The 16,225-nt window shown below is 61.7% G+C and carries 13 protein-coding genes and 1 pseudogene; 10 read left to right on the top strand and 4 right to left on the bottom strand.

Translation table 11 applies throughout. The features are described 5' to 3' along the window. Positions 1-292 (top strand): annotated as a pseudogene (locus IT775_RS02520) (hypothetical protein); the annotation flags it as partial. Here the strand turns inward: IT775_RS02520 and IT775_RS02515 are convergent. Beyond that, the gene (locus IT775_RS02515; RefSeq protein WP_212699479.1) at positions 289-1,194 is read right to left on the bottom strand and encodes a LysR family transcriptional regulator; all 906 of its coding nucleotides are present in this window, start codon (positions 1,192-1,194) and stop codon (positions 289-291) included. The pseudogene IT775_RS02520 and the gene IT775_RS02515 overlap by 4 nt on opposite strands. A 171-nt stretch (positions 1,195-1,365) precedes the next feature. On the opposite strand from IT775_RS02515, the gene IT775_RS02510 reads away from it, so the two are divergent. From IT775_RS02510 to IT775_RS02470, 9 genes are all read left to right on the top strand, one after another. Further along, complete coding sequence (locus IT775_RS02510) at positions 1,366-4,788, top strand: indolepyruvate ferredoxin oxidoreductase family protein (RefSeq protein ID WP_212699478.1); 3,423 nt, start codon at positions 1,366-1,368, stop codon at positions 4,786-4,788. A 116-nt stretch (positions 4,789-4,904) separates the two neighbouring features. Further along, complete coding sequence (locus IT775_RS02505) at positions 4,905-5,783, top strand: lysophospholipid acyltransferase family protein (RefSeq protein ID WP_212699477.1); 879 nt, start codon at positions 4,905-4,907, stop codon at positions 5,781-5,783. Positions 5,784-5,806: 23 nt separating this feature from the next. Further along, positions 5,807-6,619, top strand: coding sequence for a glutamate racemase (gene murI / locus IT775_RS02500; RefSeq protein ID WP_212699476.1), 813 nt, complete (start codon positions 5,807-5,809; stop codon positions 6,617-6,619). Between the two features lie 149 nt (positions 6,620-6,768). Further along, positions 6,769-7,212: a cytochrome c maturation protein CcmE gene (gene ccmE / locus IT775_RS02495; protein WP_212699475.1), complete on the top strand. Its 444-nt coding sequence runs from the start codon at positions 6,769-6,771 to the stop codon at positions 7,210-7,212. Between the two features lie 76 nt (positions 7,213-7,288). Then, positions 7,289-7,900 carry a holin-associated N-acetylmuramidase gene (locus tag IT775_RS02490; RefSeq protein ID WP_212699474.1) on the top strand — a complete coding sequence of 204 codons (612 nt, stop codon included), beginning with the start codon at positions 7,289-7,291 and terminating at the stop codon, positions 7,898-7,900. Next, a complete protein-coding gene (locus IT775_RS02485) occupies positions 7,891-8,451 on the top strand; it encodes a holin family protein (RefSeq protein ID WP_212699473.1) in 561 nt (186 codons plus the stop codon). The genes IT775_RS02490 and IT775_RS02485 overlap by 10 nt, the downstream gene beginning before the upstream one ends. Before the next feature lie 133 nt (positions 8,452-8,584). Then, entirely contained in the window at positions 8,585-10,546 is a 1,962-nt protein-coding gene (locus tag IT775_RS02480; RefSeq protein WP_212699472.1) for a heme lyase CcmF/NrfE family subunit, read from the top strand. Further along, positions 10,543-10,995 (top strand): cytochrome c-type biogenesis protein, encoded by a 453-nt coding sequence (locus tag IT775_RS02475; RefSeq protein WP_212699471.1) that lies wholly within the window; start codon positions 10,543-10,545, stop codon positions 10,993-10,995. The genes IT775_RS02480 and IT775_RS02475 overlap by 4 nt, the downstream gene beginning before the upstream one ends. A gap of 67 nt (positions 10,996-11,062) precedes the next feature. Further along, the gene (locus tag IT775_RS02470) at positions 11,063-11,836 is read left to right on the top strand and encodes an enoyl-CoA hydratase-related protein (RefSeq protein ID WP_212699470.1); all 774 of its coding nucleotides are present in this window, start codon (positions 11,063-11,065) and stop codon (positions 11,834-11,836) included. Positions 11,837-11,912: 76 nt separating this feature from the next. Here the strand turns inward: IT775_RS02470 and IT775_RS02465 are convergent, their stop codons facing one another. From IT775_RS02465 to gltX, 3 genes are all read right to left on the bottom strand, one after another. Continuing rightward, positions 11,913-13,043, bottom strand: coding sequence for a hypothetical protein (locus IT775_RS02465; RefSeq protein WP_212699469.1), 1,131 nt, complete (start codon positions 13,041-13,043; stop codon positions 11,913-11,915). A 387-nt stretch (positions 13,044-13,430) separates the two neighbouring features. Further along, the gene (gene gltA / locus IT775_RS02460) at positions 13,431-14,726 is read right to left on the bottom strand and encodes a citrate synthase (protein ID WP_212699468.1); all 1,296 of its coding nucleotides are present in this window, start codon (positions 14,724-14,726) and stop codon (positions 13,431-13,433) included. Positions 14,727-14,811: 85 nt separating this feature from the next. Next, positions 14,812-16,212, bottom strand: coding sequence for a glutamate--tRNA ligase (gene gltX, locus IT775_RS02455; RefSeq protein WP_212699467.1), 1,401 nt, complete (start codon positions 16,210-16,212; stop codon positions 14,812-14,814). Positions 16,213-16,225: the final 13 nt, after the last annotated feature.

Genomic DNA, 16,225 nt, shown 5'->3' with positions numbered 1-16,225 from the left:
TTGCTCCACCTGCGCCAATCGGCGTATCAATCCAAAGGGCTCCGGTTCCGACTGGTTGAAAGTTCAGTGGCAGGTCACCCGGCCTGCGCCCGAATTTTGTGCTGCGCAAAAAAAAAGGCCGAGCACGAAGCTCGGCCAAGTCCAACAGGGAGGTATGAAGATGATGCTAAAAGCTTCAGCATCACCGTCGAAAGCTCAAATAGGCATCAGAGGTGAATCGATCAAGCACCTTATTGCCGCAGGTGCAGCATGGCTGTTATGCAGACAGCGCATAGCTTTCTTAACGTGTTAGATAAGCGCCTGATTTTTCATCTGTTTGCGATAGGAAATGATTTCGTCCTGCACGAAATCGCGGAAGGCAGAAATTCGCTTGGAGTGCCGCAGCTCTTCGGGATAGGCGAGAAAAACCGGGACTTCGACCGACTGAACATCCGGTAGGACACGCACCAGATTGGGGAAATCATGCAGCAGGTAATTCGGCAGCACGCCAATTCCGAGGTCGTTGATCACCGCCTGCAGAACGCCGAAGTAGTTGTTCACGGTCAGCATTGATTTGACGTCATAGGTCATCAGGTGCTGCACCAGGTTGGCGCCCGCGCCGACCTGCGCCGAATTCGGGTTCTGACTGATCAACCGGTGGCCGGCGATATCCTCGATCTTTTCCGGCGTGCCGAAGCGTTCCAGATAGGCTGGCGATGCATACAGAAGCATCCGAACCGACATCAGTCGCTTGCGGATCAGGTCGGCCTGGCTGGGCTCCTTCATGCGGATCGCCAGGTCGGCTTCGCGCATCGGCAGGTCCAACACGCGTTCTTCCAGCATCAGGTCGATATTCAGGTCTGGGTATTTTTCGTAGAGCTTGGGCAGGCGCGGCGCCAGCCACAGCGATCCGAACCCGATCGTCGTGGTCACCCGCAGTTGACCGAACACTTCTTCCTCGCTGTCGCGGATGCGCGCTTCGGCGGCTTCCAGACGCTTGGCCATCGCGCGGGTCGCATCGAACAGCAATTCGCCCTGTTCGGTGAGAATCAGCCCCCGCGCATGGCGGTGGAAAAGCGTGGTGTTGAGGCTTTCCTCCAGTGCGCGCACCTGTCGGCTGACCGCCGATTGCGACAAATGCAGCACATCGCCGGCATGCGTCAGGCTGCCGGCATCGGCCACCGCGTGAAAGATTCTTAGTTTATCCCAGTCCATTCCGACAACTTTCAGATTTGTCCGGCCCACTTACACGAAACAGTTTGGACTTTAAGGGGTTTCAATGACTATCTGTACAGAAAAGTAAAAATTTTTCCTTGGTAGGTCAAAGTTTGTGACCTATTATTGCTCTATATTCGAGCAATGTATGCCGTGTGGGGAGGACGCATAATGACACGCCAGAAGGTTTCGCTAACGGATCGCTTCGATCTGGAAAAATCACCCGTTCTATTGAACGGAACGCAGGCACTGGTACGGCTGATGCTGACCCAGAAGGCACGCGACAAGGCGGCGGGGTTGAACACTGCTGGTTATGTGACCGGGTATCGCGGGTCGCCGCTCGGGGCGGTCGATCTACAGATGAACCGCGCCGCCAAGCAGCTGGCCGAGGCCGACGTGTTGTTCAAGGAGGGGTTGAACGAAGACCTTGCTGCCACCGCGCTCTGGGGCAGTCAGCAGGCCGAACTGCGTGGCGAGGGCAAGTTCGACGGCGTGTTCGGGCTGTGGTACGGCAAGGGGCCGGGGGTAGACCGCACCGGCGACGTGATGCGCCACGCCAACATGGCGGGCACGTCGAAGAACGGCGGTGTCCTGATGGCGATGGGCGATGACCACACCGGCGAATCCTCCACCGTGCTGCACCAATCGGAATGGGCGATGGTCGATGCCTACATGCCGGTTGTCAGCCCAGCGGGTGTGCAGGAAATCCTCGATTACGGTATCTACGGCATCGCGCTGAGCCGGTTTTCCGGTCTCTGGGTGGGCCTCAAGACGATGAAGGACACGATCGAGGCCACCGCCGTCGTCGATGGTCGCATCGACCGGATGCAGCTTGTGACGCCGGAATTCGACATGCCGCCGGGCGGGCTGAACATCCGGCTGATCGACAATCCGACCGAACAGGAAGCGCGGATGATCGATTACAAGCGCTTCGCCGCCGAGGCGTTTTCCCATGCCAACAAGATGGACAAGCGGATGTGGGGCAAGCCGGGCGCCAAGATCGGTTTCGTCGCGGCCGGCAAGAACTGGCTCGACCTGGTCCACGCGCTGGAACTGCTGAACATCGACGAGGGCGAGGCGGAACGCCTTGGCATTACCACCTACAAGGTCGGACAGACCTTCCCGCTCGACATGCGAGGGTTCAGCGACTGGGCCGAGGGGCTGGACCTGATCGTGGTGGTCGAGGAAAAGCGCAAGCTGATCGAGGTGCAGGTCAAGGAAGCGATCTTCGACGACCGCCGCGGGCGGCGAGTCTATGGCTGGCACATGGGCGGCGGCGCCGGATCGATGCATGGCGAGGAACTGTTCCAGACCAAGGGCGCGCTTGACCCGATCATGATCGCCGAACGCCTGGGCAAGATCCTGATCGACGAAGGCCGTGGCACCGACGGCATCAAGGCCGGGCTGGCCGCGCTGGAGGAAGTGCGCCGCAACGACAATGCCGAGGAAATCGCATCCCGCCTGCCGTATTTCTGTTCCGGCTGTCCGCATAACAGTTCGACCAAGATCCCCGAGGGCAGCCGCGCCTATGCCGGGATCGGTTGCCATTACATGGTGCAGTGGATGGACCGCGACACGCTTGGCTTCACCCATATGGGCGGCGAGGGTGCGAACTGGATTGGCGAGGCGCCGTTTTCCAACCGCGACCACGTGTTCCAGAACCTGGGCGACGGCACCTATAACCATTCCGGGGTGCAGGCGATCCGCGCCGCATTGGCCGCCGGCACCAACATCACCTACAAGATCCTGTTCAATGACGCCGTGGCGATGACCGGCGGCCAGAAGAACGAAGGCGACCTGACCGCCTACCGGATCGTGGACGAACTGAAGGCGATGGGGGTGCAGAACATCGCCGTCGTCTATGACGAAAAGGAAGAGGTCGATCTGAACGCCTTCCCGGCGGGTGTCGAAAAGCACGAACGCGCGGATCTGATGTCGGTTCAGGAAAAGTTAAGCAAGATCAGAGGTGTGTCGGCCATTGTTTATATTCAGACATGTGCCGCCGAAAAACGGCGTCGGCGCAAGCGCGGGCTGTTCCCCGATCCCGATCGCCGGGTGTTCATCAACACCGATGTCTGCGAAGGCTGCGGCGATTGCGGGGTGCAGTCGAACTGCGTGTCGATCGTGCCGGTGGAAACCGAACTGGGCCGCAAGCGCGCTATCGACCAATCCAGCTGCAACAAGGATTTCAGCTGCCTGAACGGGTTCTGCCCCAGCTTCGTCACCGTCGAAGGGGCGCAGCCGAAAAAGGCCGAAACCGCACAACTGGACCTGCCGCATCTGCCGCAGCCGGAAATCCCGGCGATCGACGGTACCTTCAACGTGGTGATCACGGGCGTCGGCGGTACCGGGGTTGTAACCATCGGCGCGGTTCTGGCACAGGCTGCGCAGATCGATGGCAAGGGCGCGGGCATGATGGAAATGGCAGGGCTGGCGCAAAAGGGCGGCGCCGTTCACATCCATTGCCGGATCGCCGAGAAACCCGATGATATCAGCGCGGTACGCGTCGCCACGGGCGAGGCCGATGCGCTGATCGGCGGCGACCTGGTGGTGTCGGCAGGGGCCAAGACCCTCGGCCTGACCCGGACCGGCAAGACCGGCGCGGTGGTCAACAGTCACGAAATCATCACCGGCGATTTCACCCGCAACACCGAATTACAGCTGCCCTCCGACCGGCTGGAACTGCAACTACAGGCGCGGCTGCAGGACAAGGTGATCCTGTTCGACGCCTCGGAACTCGCCCGCGTCACGCTGGGGGATTCGATCTTCTCCAACATGATGATCTTCGGCGCGGCCTGGCAGCGTGGCCTGGTGCCGCTGAGCCACGAAGCGCTGATCGACGCGATCACGCTGAACGGCGCGGCTGTGGAGCGCAACCTGCGCGCCTTCGAAATCGGCCGCTGGGCGGCGCTGCACCCGGAAGAGGCGGCATCGCTGCTGAGCCCGAAGGTGGTCGAAAAGCCGCTGTCGCTGCAGGAAAAAATCGATTTCCGCGCCGACAAGCTGATCGAATATCAGGGCAAGCGCCTGGCCAAGAAATACCGCAAGCTGGTCGATCGTTTCGACGATCCGCGGATGAAGGAAGCGGTGGCGAAGGGCTATCACAAGCTGCTGGCCTACAAGGACGAATACGAAGTCGCGCGGCTGCTGCTGGACACCCAGTCAAAGGCCGAGGCGGAATTCGACGGTGATTTCAAAATGAAATTCCACATGTCGCCGCCGATCCTGTCCAAGATGGGCGCGAACGGCCGGCCGGAAAAACGCGAATTCGGTCCGGGTATGATGCGCTGGTTCCGTGTTCTGGCCCGGATGAAGGGCTTGCGCGGCACCCCGTTCGATCCGTTCGGGCGCACCGCGGAACGGCGAATGGAACGCGCGCTGATCAAGCAATACGAGGCCGACATGGCGGAGCTGGCGAAAAAACTGTCGCCCGAAATCATGGACGCAGCTGTCGCGCTGGCCGAATTGCCGCTGCAAATCCGCGGCTTCGGTCCGGTCAAGGCCGAGAACGAAGCGAAGGCGGCGAAACAGCGCGAGGCGCTGTTGGACCAGATCGCAAATCCCGGCGCGGCGATGGCCACGGCGGCGGAATGATCGAAACGGTTCCGGGCGGTTTGATGCCGCCCGGGGCCGATCGGCCCGTTTTCCCCTGTTCAGAACGCGCCTGATTTTCTAATCAGTCGGTGATTCTCTTTTCTGGCCGGGCAGGCATGTCTTCGAAACACCAAATCGCGCGCGACATCAGTTATGCTCATTCGGCGCAAAGCCGTTCCGGGCGGACGATGATCCGGGTGATGGAAAACGTCACCGGTCGCCTGGGTTTGATCAAACGGGCACGGGGCTACGACCTCGACGTCGCCAATGGCGATGATTTCTGGCAGGTAATGGTGGAGCGCTACGGGCTGACGCTGGATGTCGTCGGCGGGGCGTTGTCGAACATTCCGGCGACCGGTCCCCTGATCCTGATCGCCAATCATCCTTACGGTATCCTCGATGGTCTGATGATGGGCCATATCCTGGCGCGTACGCGCGGCGATTTCCGCATTCTGGCGCATCAGGTGTTCCGCAAGGCCGCGGACCTGAACCGGGTCATTTTGCCGGTGTCCTTTGACGAAACCAAAGAGGCGCTGCAGTTGAATTTGCGGACCCGTAAGGAATGCCTGAGCTACCTGGGGCAGGGCGGCGCGGTAGGGGTGTTCCCGGGCGGCACCGTATCGACCGGGGCCACGCCCTTTGCCCGCCCGATGGATCCCGGTTGGCGCAATTTCACCGCGCGGATGGTGGCGAAATCCGATGCCGTCGTGGTGCCTGTCTTCTTCGACGGTCATACCAGCCGGTTGTTCCAGATCGCCAGCCATATGCACAACACCCTGCGCATGGGGCTTTTGATCAAAGAATTCGCCCGGCGGGTCGACACGCCGGTGCGCATTGTCGTCGGTAAACCGATTGAACGGGCCGAGATCGAAGCGCGGCAACGGGATGCGAAAGCATTGATGGATTTCCTCCGCAAAGCGACGTATGAGCTTTGCCCAACACCGCTCAAGTCCCTTTCATACGGGTATGAGTTCGAAGAGAAACACCGCGCATAAGCGCATTGCAGGTGGCAGGAAAAATGGCAGTAGGCATTTTCGACAGTGGTCTGGGCGGATTGACGGTGCTGGACGCCGTGGTCAAGCGGCTGCCCGACGTTCCGGTGGTCTATTTCGGCGACAACGCCAATGCGCCTTACGGGGTGCGCGATGCCGATGACGTGTACAACCTGACCACCAATGCGGTGGAACGGATGTGGGACGCCGGTTGCGATCTTGTGATCCTGGCCTGTAACACCGCTTCGGCCGCCGCGCTGCGCCGGATGCAGGAAAGCTGGATTCCACCGAACAAGCGCGTGCTGGGCGTGTTCGTGCCGCTGATCGAGGCGCTGACCGAACGCAGCTGGGGCGATAACAGCCCGCCGCGCGAAGTCGAGGTGAAGCACGTGGCACTGTTCGCCACCCCCGCCACCGTGGCGAGCCGCGCATTCCAGCGCGAACTGGCGTTCCGCGCCATCGGGGTGGACGTTGAGGCGCAGGCCTGCGGTGGCGTGGTCGATGCCATAGAAGACGGCGATATGATCCTGGCCGAAGCCCTTGTCCGATCGCATGTCGATGCGCTGAAGCGCAAGATGCCCAATCCCGAGGCCGCGATCCTGGGCTGCACCCACTATCCGCTGATGCAGGACGTGTTCCAGGATGCCCTGGGGCCGGATGTGAAGGTTTATTCGCAGGCCAACCTGGTGGCCGAAAGCCTGGCCGATTACCTGGAGCGACATCCCGGCATGACCGGGCCGGGCGAGGAGTCTATGTTCCTGACCACCGGCGATCCGCGCAAGGTGTCGGACCGCGCGACTCAGTTCCTGCGCCGCAAGATCACCTTCCAGTCGGCCTGATCGGAGTTGTCGGAACCGGCGTAGTCACTGCCGCTGACAAAAAGTAGCAGCCCGGGGGGCTTGCGCTGCGGCATTTCAATGCTAACTGTTGAATGTATTATTGGGCGACCGGTAGTCTGTTCGAAGATCGTGCGGTGAGGAGCAAGCACATGAAAGGCTTGAAGAAAAAGCGTCGTATTCAGGTGATCGTGGTCGCTGCGCTGGCCTTGGCGCTGTCCACCGGGCTGATCGGTTATGCGATGCGCGACGGGATCAATTTCTTCCGCTCGCCGAGCCAGGTCATGGCGGAACCGCCGGGGCCGTCGGAAACCTTCCGCATCGGCGGGCTGGTCGAAGAGGGCAGCCTGAAGCGTGGCGACGGCGAAACGGTCCGGTTCAGCGTTACCGATGGCGGTGCCACCGTTCCGGTCGTTTTTACCGGCATCCTGCCCGACCTGTTTGAGGAAAACCAAGGCATGATCGGCACCGGTAAATACGTGAACGGCGTATTCGAAGCCGATGAAATCCTTGCCAAACATGACGAAAGCTACATGCCCAAGGAAGTCGTGGACGCGCTGAAGGAACAGGGCGTTTATCAGACCCCCGAAAGCTGATCCGAGCGGGACATTTGCCCGCGCTTAACCCTTTCGCCCCAGCCTGATCCCGTAATGGGCAGTGCTGGGGTTTTTCATGTTGGATGTCAGGAAGATCGCGGAGGGGATCGTGGCGCGCGAAGGCGGCTTCGTCGACGATCCCGACGATTCGGGTGGCGTGACGAAGCACGGGGTAACCATTCACACGTTACGCAGGCTCGGGCTGGATCTGGACGGTGACGGCGATGTGGATGTGTCCGATCTGCGCGCGCTCGGCAGGGACCGTGCGGTCGACATCTTCCTGACCGACTATTTCCACAAACCTGGCATCGCCCGGCTTCCCGAACTGCTGCAGCCCAGCGTTTTCGACATGTACGTGAACGCCGGCGCCAACGCGGTGAAGATCCTGCAACGGCTGTTGCGCCAGATGGGACACGATGTCGCCGTCGCCGGGATTATCGGGCCGCAGACAGCGGATGCGGCGCAGGCGGCGGTGCGGGCGGCACCGGGTCATCTGGCCGATGCCTACGGTATCGCGCGGCGCAACTACTACTTCCGGCTGGCCGACGCCCGCCCGGCAAGCCGCAAATATGCCCGCACCCGCTCGGGCGGCAAGGGCGGCTGGATAAAACGGGCCGAGACCTTCATCGCGCCGCGGTATCACCTGAGCGACGCGGAATTCAGAGAAAGGGTGGCGAAATGGGACTGATGGCGCGTTTGTTCGACCTGCTGTTCGGCCCGGGACTGCGGGAATTGCGCAAAACGGTGGAGGTGTTTCGCGAAAACACTGAGGCCGGCGAAATTCGCGCGGCGCAGGCGCGTGCGGCGGCGCTGCACCAGTTCGGCGCGGAATTTTACCCAACGCAACGCGGCCGGTTCGACCGGCTGATGGATGCGGTGAACCGGTTGCCGCGGCCGGGGCTGGCGCTTGGTACGCTGGGGCTGTTCGTGGCGGCGATGGCCGACCCGGCGTGGTTCGCGACCCGGATGCAGGGAATCGCGCTGGTGCCCGATCCCTTGTGGTGGCTTTTGGGGGCGATCGTGTCGTTCTATTTCGGCGCGCGGCATCAGGCCAAGGGACAGGAATTCCAATCCCGACTTACGGAAACCATCGCCCGCGTGCCGCAGGTGATGACGAACGTGGCGGTTCTGGAACGGCTGGGGGAACGGGCCGATACCGGTAGCGACGCCACGTTGGCGCTGGATACGCTCACCCCGAAACACAACCGCGCACTGGAGGACTGGCGGGAGACGCGGTAGCGTTCCCGAAACCTGAGCATGCCGCGAAAACCGTGCCGGGCGCTGCCCCCGTCCATCGACCCCGCGACAATGTGATCAACCCTACGGTCTAAATTCCATTGGCCCGCCAAAGTCAAAGCTCTATAACCGGGGCATGATTACAGAACTCGGCCACTTCGCCCTCGTCCTCGCCTTCCTCGTCGCCTGCGTGCAGGTGGTGGTTCCCTTGATCGGCGCGCATAAGCGTTGGCCCGGCTGGATGGCGGTTGCCGAACCGGCGGCGAACGCGCAGTTCCTGCTGGTTGCCTTTTCCTTTGCCGCGCTGACCTATGCCTTTGTCACCTCGGATTTTTCGCTTCGGCTGGTGGTGTTGAATTCTCATTCGTTGAAGCCGATGCTCTACAAGGTGTCCGGCGTCTGGGGCAATCACGAGGGATCGATGCTGCTTTGGGTGCTGATCCTGAGCCTGTTCGGCGCCACCGCCGCGTGGTTCGGCGGCGCCCTGCCGCCGACGCTGAAGGCGCGGGTGCTGGCGGTTCAGTCGGCGATCGGGGTGGCGTTTTACGGCTTCATCCTGTTCACCTCGAACCCGTTTTTGCGCATGGCGGCGCCGCCGTTTGACGGCGAGGGCCTGAACCCGCTGCTGCAGGACCCCGGTTTGGCCTTCCATCCGCCGTTCCTTTACCTTGGCTATGTCGGGCTTTCGATGGCGTTTTCCTTCGCCGTCGCGGCGCTGATCGAGGGCCGGGTCGATGCCGCATGGGCGCGTTGGGTGCGGCCCTGGACGCTGGCGGCCTGGATTTTCCTGACCATCGGGATCGGGCTCGGATCGTGGTGGGCCTATTACGAACTTGGCTGGGGTGGCTTCTGGTTCTGGGACCCGGTCGAAAACGCCTCCTTCATGCCCTGGCTGATCGCCGCTGCCCTGCTGCATTCGGCCATCGTGGTGGAAAAACGCGAATCCTTGAAAAGCTGGACCATCCTTCTGGCCATCATGGCTTTCGGATTTTCGCTGATCGGTACCTTCATCGTGCGTTCCGGCGTGATCACCAGCGTTCATGCCTTTGCCAATGACCCGGAGCGCGGGGTGTTCATCCTGGCGATCCTCGCGGTCTTCATGGGCGGTGCCCTGACGCTTTACGCGGCGCGCGCCGGCGCGATGGAGGCGAAGGGCGTGTTCAGCGTGGTCAGCCGTGAAAGCGGGCTGGTGGTGAACAATATCCTTCTCGCGGTCGCCGCCTTCGTGGTCTTCATCGGCACGATATGGCCGCTGGTGGCCGAGATCGCCTTTGGCCGCAAGCTGTCGGTCGGCGCGCCGTTCTTCAACATGGCATTCACCCCGTTCATGGTGGCCCTCGGGCTGATCCTGCCGGTGGGCGCGATGCTGCCTTGGAAGCGTGCCTCGCTCGGCCGCACCTTCAAGAAGCTGTTGCCGGCCTTCGTGCTGGCACTGGCGCTGGCCGGGTTGAGTTGGGCGGTACAGTCGGGCCGGTCGCTGCTGGGGCCGGTGGGTCTGTTCCTTGGCAGCTGGCTGATCTTCGGGGCGGCGGTTGATCTTTGGACACGCACCGGGAAATCCGGGTTTAAGCGGCTGATGCGGTTGCCACGCGCCGATTGGGGCAAGTCGGTGGCCCATTCCGGCCTCGGAGTGGTCATGCTGGCTATTGCCGGGCTGATGGCCTGGGAACAGGAAGACATCCGGGTGGTGCAGACCGGCGAGCCGTTCGAAATCGCCGGTTACACGCTGGTTCTGGACAGTGTCGACCGGGTACAGGGACCGAACTACATTTCGACCATGGGAACGGTGAGCCTGTCAAAGGACGGGAAGGCCATTTCGACGCTGCATCCGGAAAAACGGACCTATCCGGTATCCGGGATGCCGACAACCGAAGCGGGGATCGACAACGGGATCCTGCGCGACATCTACGTTGTGATCGGTGATCCGCAGGACGATGGCGGCTGGGCCGTGCGCAGCTATTACAAACCGCTGTCCAACTGGATATGGGGCGGGGCAATCCTGATGGCGATTGGCGGCGTGCTGAGCCTTTCCGACCGCCGCTACCGCGTCGCCGCCGGCGCCCGCAAGATGACCGCCGCCGGAGTACCCGCCGAATGAAGCGCCTGATCCTTGCCCTGATCCTTGTCGCAGCGCCTGTCTGGGCGGTGCAGCCCGACGAAATCCTCGACGATCCCGAGCTGGAAGCGCGGGCGCGGGTGATTTCCAAGGACTTGCGCTGCCTCGTCTGCCGCAATGAAAATATTGACGATTCCAACGCCGAACTCGCTCGCGACCTGCGGCTATTGGTGCGCGAACGGCTGGTTGCGGGCGACAGCGACGAAGAGGCCGTGGCTTATATCGTCGATCGCTATGGCGAATACGTGCTGCTGAACCCGACTGCGCGCGGCGCCAACTGGGTTCTTTGGGCGGCCGGGCCGATCATGCTGATTGCCGGGCTGGGATTGGGATTGGTCTATCTGCGGCGCCGTCAGGCCACGCCGGAGCGGAAGATCGAGGCGCTGAGCGACGAGGAAAAGGCGCGGTTGGCCGAAATTATGGACGACTGACGCCGGGTTGGGGTTTTAGCCTACCGCGCGGTCGGTTATATTCCGGCCACCAGAGGAGGCACGCCCCATGTACGAAACGATTACCCTTGCCATCGAAGAAGATATCGCGGTTCTGACGCTGAACCGGGCCGACAAGATGAACGCGCTCAACACCCGGATGCGGGCCGAGATCGCCGATGCCGCGCAGGAAGCCGCCAAGAAGGCGCGGGTTCTGGTGATCACCGGCGCGGGCAAGGCGTTCTGCTCCGGCCAGGATCTGAGCGACCGGGCCAGTGCGGCCAACCTGGACCTGGAACGCACCCTGCGCGACGAATACGCGCCGATGCTGAAGGCGATCTACGATTGCCCGATCCCGACCATCTGCGCGGTCAACGGTCCCGCGGCTGGGGCAGGGGCCAACCTTGCGCTGGCCGCCGACGTGGTGATCGCCACCGAAAGCGCCTATTTCATGCAGGCCTTTACCCGGATCGGACTGATCCCCGACGCCGGCGGCACCTACTGGATGACGCGCAACATGGGTATGGCCAAGGCGATGGGGGCGGCTTTGTTCGCCGACAAGATCAGTGCGCGGCAGGCCGACGAATGGGGCATGATCTGGGAAGCGGTGGCCGACGGCGAATTCGAAAGCGTCTGGCAGGCCCGCGCGGCGCATCTGGCGAAGGGGCCGTCGCTGGCCTATGCCCATGTCAAGGAAGCGATCCGTGGCAGCTGGGACAACACGCTGGAACGGCAGCTGGAAGTCGAGGGCCGCAAGCAGGGCGCCTGCGGCCAGAGCCGCGATTTCAAGGAAGGCGTGCTGGCCTTCACCGAAAAGCGCCCGCCGCATTTCGAAGGGCGCTGAGCCGACCGTTGCAAGCGAAAAGGGCGCCTTATGGTGCACTTTCAATAGGGATAGGTCCCGCGAAAACGACGATTGATCAGGCGATCAGCATATCGTCATCCTGCGCCAGGTCATCGCACTGACAATCTTCGGGAATGTCCACCTCGTATTGATCCGGACAGGGCGGGATCAGGAGATCGCCCAGATCGCCGGTCAGCTTCAGGCTGTCTTCGCGCTCGCCGTCTTCGTCCCCGACCGAGGTCAACCGAACGCCGAAGCTTTCGCCGGCGAAATCCTCGACGCTCAGGTTTTCGCTTTCGTGGCCGAGGGTGAAGCTGACCTGCTGCAGGTCGTCTTGGGAAATGCCGTTCGTGCCCAGCAAGATGCCAAGGTCGAATTCCCCGGCTTCGCCATTCATGTTCACGCCGTGGCCGAGGTTGCTGACATTGTTTGCGTCGAATTGCGACCCGGTCACTTCGTCGCCGGTGACGCTGAGCCCGTTCAACAGGCTTTCGTCTTCGATATTCAGGAAGAAACCGCGCAGATCGCCGATGTCGCCGTCTTCACCGACCGACAGGTCGACGCGGATTTCGGTCAATCCGGTGTCTTCGTTCAATTCCTCGGTGAGGGTGAGCTCGATATCCGTCTGGCCATCGATTTCCCCGGCAATGACGTCGGTGTCGCCGGTTACTTCGCCCTCGCCGTCATTCGGCGACAGAACCCAGCCGTCGCCGGAACCGTCTTCCACGACCACCGCGAAACTGCCGAGGTCGAGATCGTCGATGCCGATACCGCCGGGTTCTTCGCTCCAAAGGGTGAATTGCACCTCGTCGGTGCAGCCTGCCGAACTGTCGTCTTCCAGCCCGAATTGCAGCATGGCGTCATAGCTGCCCTCGACTTCCACGCCGCAGGGCAGCGCGTCCTGATCGCCATCACCGGTATCGAAACCGGTCACCATCGGTGTATCGGACCCGTACATATCGTCCACGGGTTCGTTGACGCCCGGATAGACCTGCGATGCGTCGATCAGCGTGTCGTCGGCGAAGTCGAAAAAGAGACCGTCGATATCCACCGGTTCCCCGGTTTCGGGATTGGTGAGGGTGAAGTGCAACGTATAGGGATCGGTCAGCGTGCCAGCTCCGTTCTGCACGACCGTGAGTTCGACCTGCGGATCGCACCCCAGCAGCAGGGTCAACGATTCAGATGATGTTTCGGTGGTGGATGCCATTGGGAACTTCCCCTCAGGATGAAGGCAGACATAAGAGATCAAGCAATATCCTAAAGTAGCTGAGTGCGTGGAGAGGGGTCAAAAAAATGCCGCAATCAGGGCGGCATTGTCGATGCCTGCGATACAGTGGTGTTTCACAATTCGCACTGTCATCCCGTTCGGGATGATAAGTCCTTGGATTGTGGCGATGTTTTGGCACTGGCCTGAGTCGCTGTTGCTGCGTCGATGCTGTATTTCAGTCCTCAAAAACGGGTGCCGATCGCGGGTTTTCGGCCCGTGTCGTCGGGAAGTTTGACAGAACTAAAGTCCTGTCCGCCAAGCTTATCGGACAGAGAAAAGGGCACCTAAAACCAGGTGCCCTTTCTCAAAAATGCCTGCGTGCGGGAATCAGCGGTTTTCCACGTCCACGTAATCGCGGGCGGTTTCGCCCAGATACAGCTGACGCGGGCGGCCAATCTTGTTCTGCGGATCGCCGATCATTTCCTTCCACTGGCTGACCCAGCCGACGGTGCGCGACAGCGCGAAGATCGGGGTGAACATCGAGGTCGGGAAGCCCATCGCCTCGAGGATGATGCCCGAGTAGAAGTCGACGTTCGGGAACAGCTTCTTCTCTTTGAAATAGGGGTCGTTGAGGGCGGTTTTTTCCAGTTCCTTGGCGACCTGCAGCAGCGGGTTGTCCTCGACGCCCAGCAGTTCCAGCACCTCGTCGGCCGACTGTTTCAGAACCTTGGCGCGCGGGTCGGTGTTTTTGTAGACCCGGTGGCCAAAGCCCATCAGACGGAAGGGATCGTTCTTGTCCTTGGCGCGCGCGATGAATTCGGGGATGCGATCGACGGTGCCGATTTCGCGCAGCATTTCCAGGCAGGCCTGGTTGGCGCCGCCATGGGCCGGACCCCACAGGCAGGCGATGCCGGCGGCGATACAGGCGAACGGGTTGGCGCCCGAAGAGGAGGCCAGACGCACGGTCGAGGTCGATGCGTTCTGTTCGTGGTCGGCATGCAGGGTGAAGATCCGGTCCATCGCGCGGCTCAGGATCGGGTTCACGTGGTATTCCTCGGCCGGCACGCTGAAGCACATGTGCAGGAAGTTCGCCGCGTAATCCAGATCGTTGCGCGGATACACGAAGGGCTGGCCGACCGAATACTTATAGGCCATCGCGGCGATGGTCGGCATCTTGGCGATCAAGCGATGCGAGGCGACCTCGCGCTGATGCGGGTCCGACACGTCGGTCGAATCGTGATAGAAGGCCGCCATCGCGCCCACGACGCCAACCATGATCGCCATCGGATGCGCATCGCGGCGGAAGCCACGGAAGAAATTGTGCATCTGTTCGTGGATCATGGTGTGGCGGGTGATGGTGGTTTCGAACTTTTCCAGTTCCGCAGCCGAGGGCAGTTCACCGTAAAGCAGCAGGTAGCACACTTCGAGGAAATGCGATTTACCGGCCAGCTGGTCGATCGGGTAACCGCGATGCAGCAGCACGCCTTCGTCGCCGTCGATGAAGGTGATGGTGCTGTCGCAGGACGCGGTCGAGGTGAAACCGGGGTCATAGGTGAACACGTGACCCTGGGCGTAGAGCTTGCGGATGTCGATTACATCGGGGCCAGCGGTCGGGGTGAACATGGGCAATTCAAGCGTCTTGCCGTCAAAACTCAGCGTTGCGGTTTTGGTGGATTCGGTCATTGTATTCCCTTCATCACGAGGCCCTTTAGCCGGACGGCCGGGCATTTATATTCTTGTTGCGCGAAGCGCGGGGGCGCTGTGCCCTTCAGCCTGCGGCGTCGGTCAGTCGGGCGATCGTTTCTTCCCGGCCAAGGACCAACATCATGTCGAAAACGCTGGGAGTTGCCGTGCGGCCCGCCAATGCTGCCCTGAGGGGGGCAGCAAACTTGCCGAACTTCATGTCCCGCGATTCCGCGAACTGGTTGGCGATGCCTTCCAGATCGTTCCGCGACCAGCTAGCATTTTGCAAATGCGGCGTCAATTCCATCAGTATACTACGGGATACATCGTCCAGGTTCTTGGCCGCTTTCGCATCCGGCTCGATCGGCCGGTCCGCAAGTGCAAATTCAGCCTTTTCAATCAGTTGCGGGAAAGTTTTGGCTCCGGTTTTGAGGCAGTACATCGCCTTACGTAGAACTACGATCTTGTCGTCGCTCAAAGCCGGTTGATCGGTCGCGGCAAGGAAGGCCTGCAGCTCATGCAGCAGCGCAGCATCGTCCGACGCGGCGATATGCTGACCGCTGAGGTTTTCCAGCTTCTTGAAATCGAACCGGGCCGGGGATTTGCCGATTCCGCCCAGGTCGAACCATTCCTTGGCCTGCGCGTCGGTGAAGAATTCATCGTCGCCGTGGCTCCAGCCCAGGCGGGCCAGGTAATTGCGCATGCCGGCCGCCGGGTAGCCCATTTTCTGGTATTCATCGACGCCAAGCGCGCCGTGGCGCTTGCTGAGCTTCTTGCCGTCCGGCCCGTGGATCAGCGGGATATGCGCCCAGACCGGCACGTCCCAGCCCATGGCGTCATAGATCATCATCTGGCGCGCGGCATTGTTCAGGTGGTCGTCGCCGCGGATCACGTGGGTCACGCCCATATCATGGTCATCGACGACGACGGCCAGCATGTAGACCGGGGTGCCATCGGAGCGCAGCAGCACCATGTCGTCCAGCTGGTCGTTGCGGATCGTCACGTCGCCCTGAACCTGATCCCGGATTACCGTTTCGCCGCCCTGCGGCGCCTTGATCCGCACCACATAGGGCGCGTTGGGATGGGTGGCGGGATCGGCGTCGCGCCAGGGGCTGCGGTAGAGGGTCGATTTGCCCTCGGCCCGCGCGGCATCGCGGAAGGCCTGGATTTCGTCCTGGGTGGCGAAGCACTTATAGGCCTTGCCCTCGGCCAGAAGTTGCTGTGCGACCTCGACATGGCGGGCGGCGTTTTCGAACTGGCTGATGACCTCGCCGTCATGATCCAGCCCGAGCCAGTCGAGCCCCTGCAAGATCGCCGCGGTCGCCTCGGGGGTGGACCGTTCGCGGTCGGTGTCTTCGATCCGAAGCAGGAACTTGCCGCCGCGGCCGCGGGCATAGAGCCAGTTGAACAGCGCGGTGCGCGCGCCGCCGATATGCAGGAAGCCGGTGGGCGAGGGGGCGAAGCGGGTCACGACTTGTGAGGACATCTGGATTAACCTT

The organism is Thalassovita aquimarina (assembly GCF_018219815.1).
Taxonomy (GTDB): domain Bacteria; phylum Pseudomonadota; class Alphaproteobacteria; order Rhodobacterales; family Rhodobacteraceae; genus Thalassobius; species Thalassobius aquimarinus.
The sequence above is the reverse complement of the archived record's forward strand: the minus strand, read 5'-3'. Positions and strand labels throughout refer to the sequence as shown.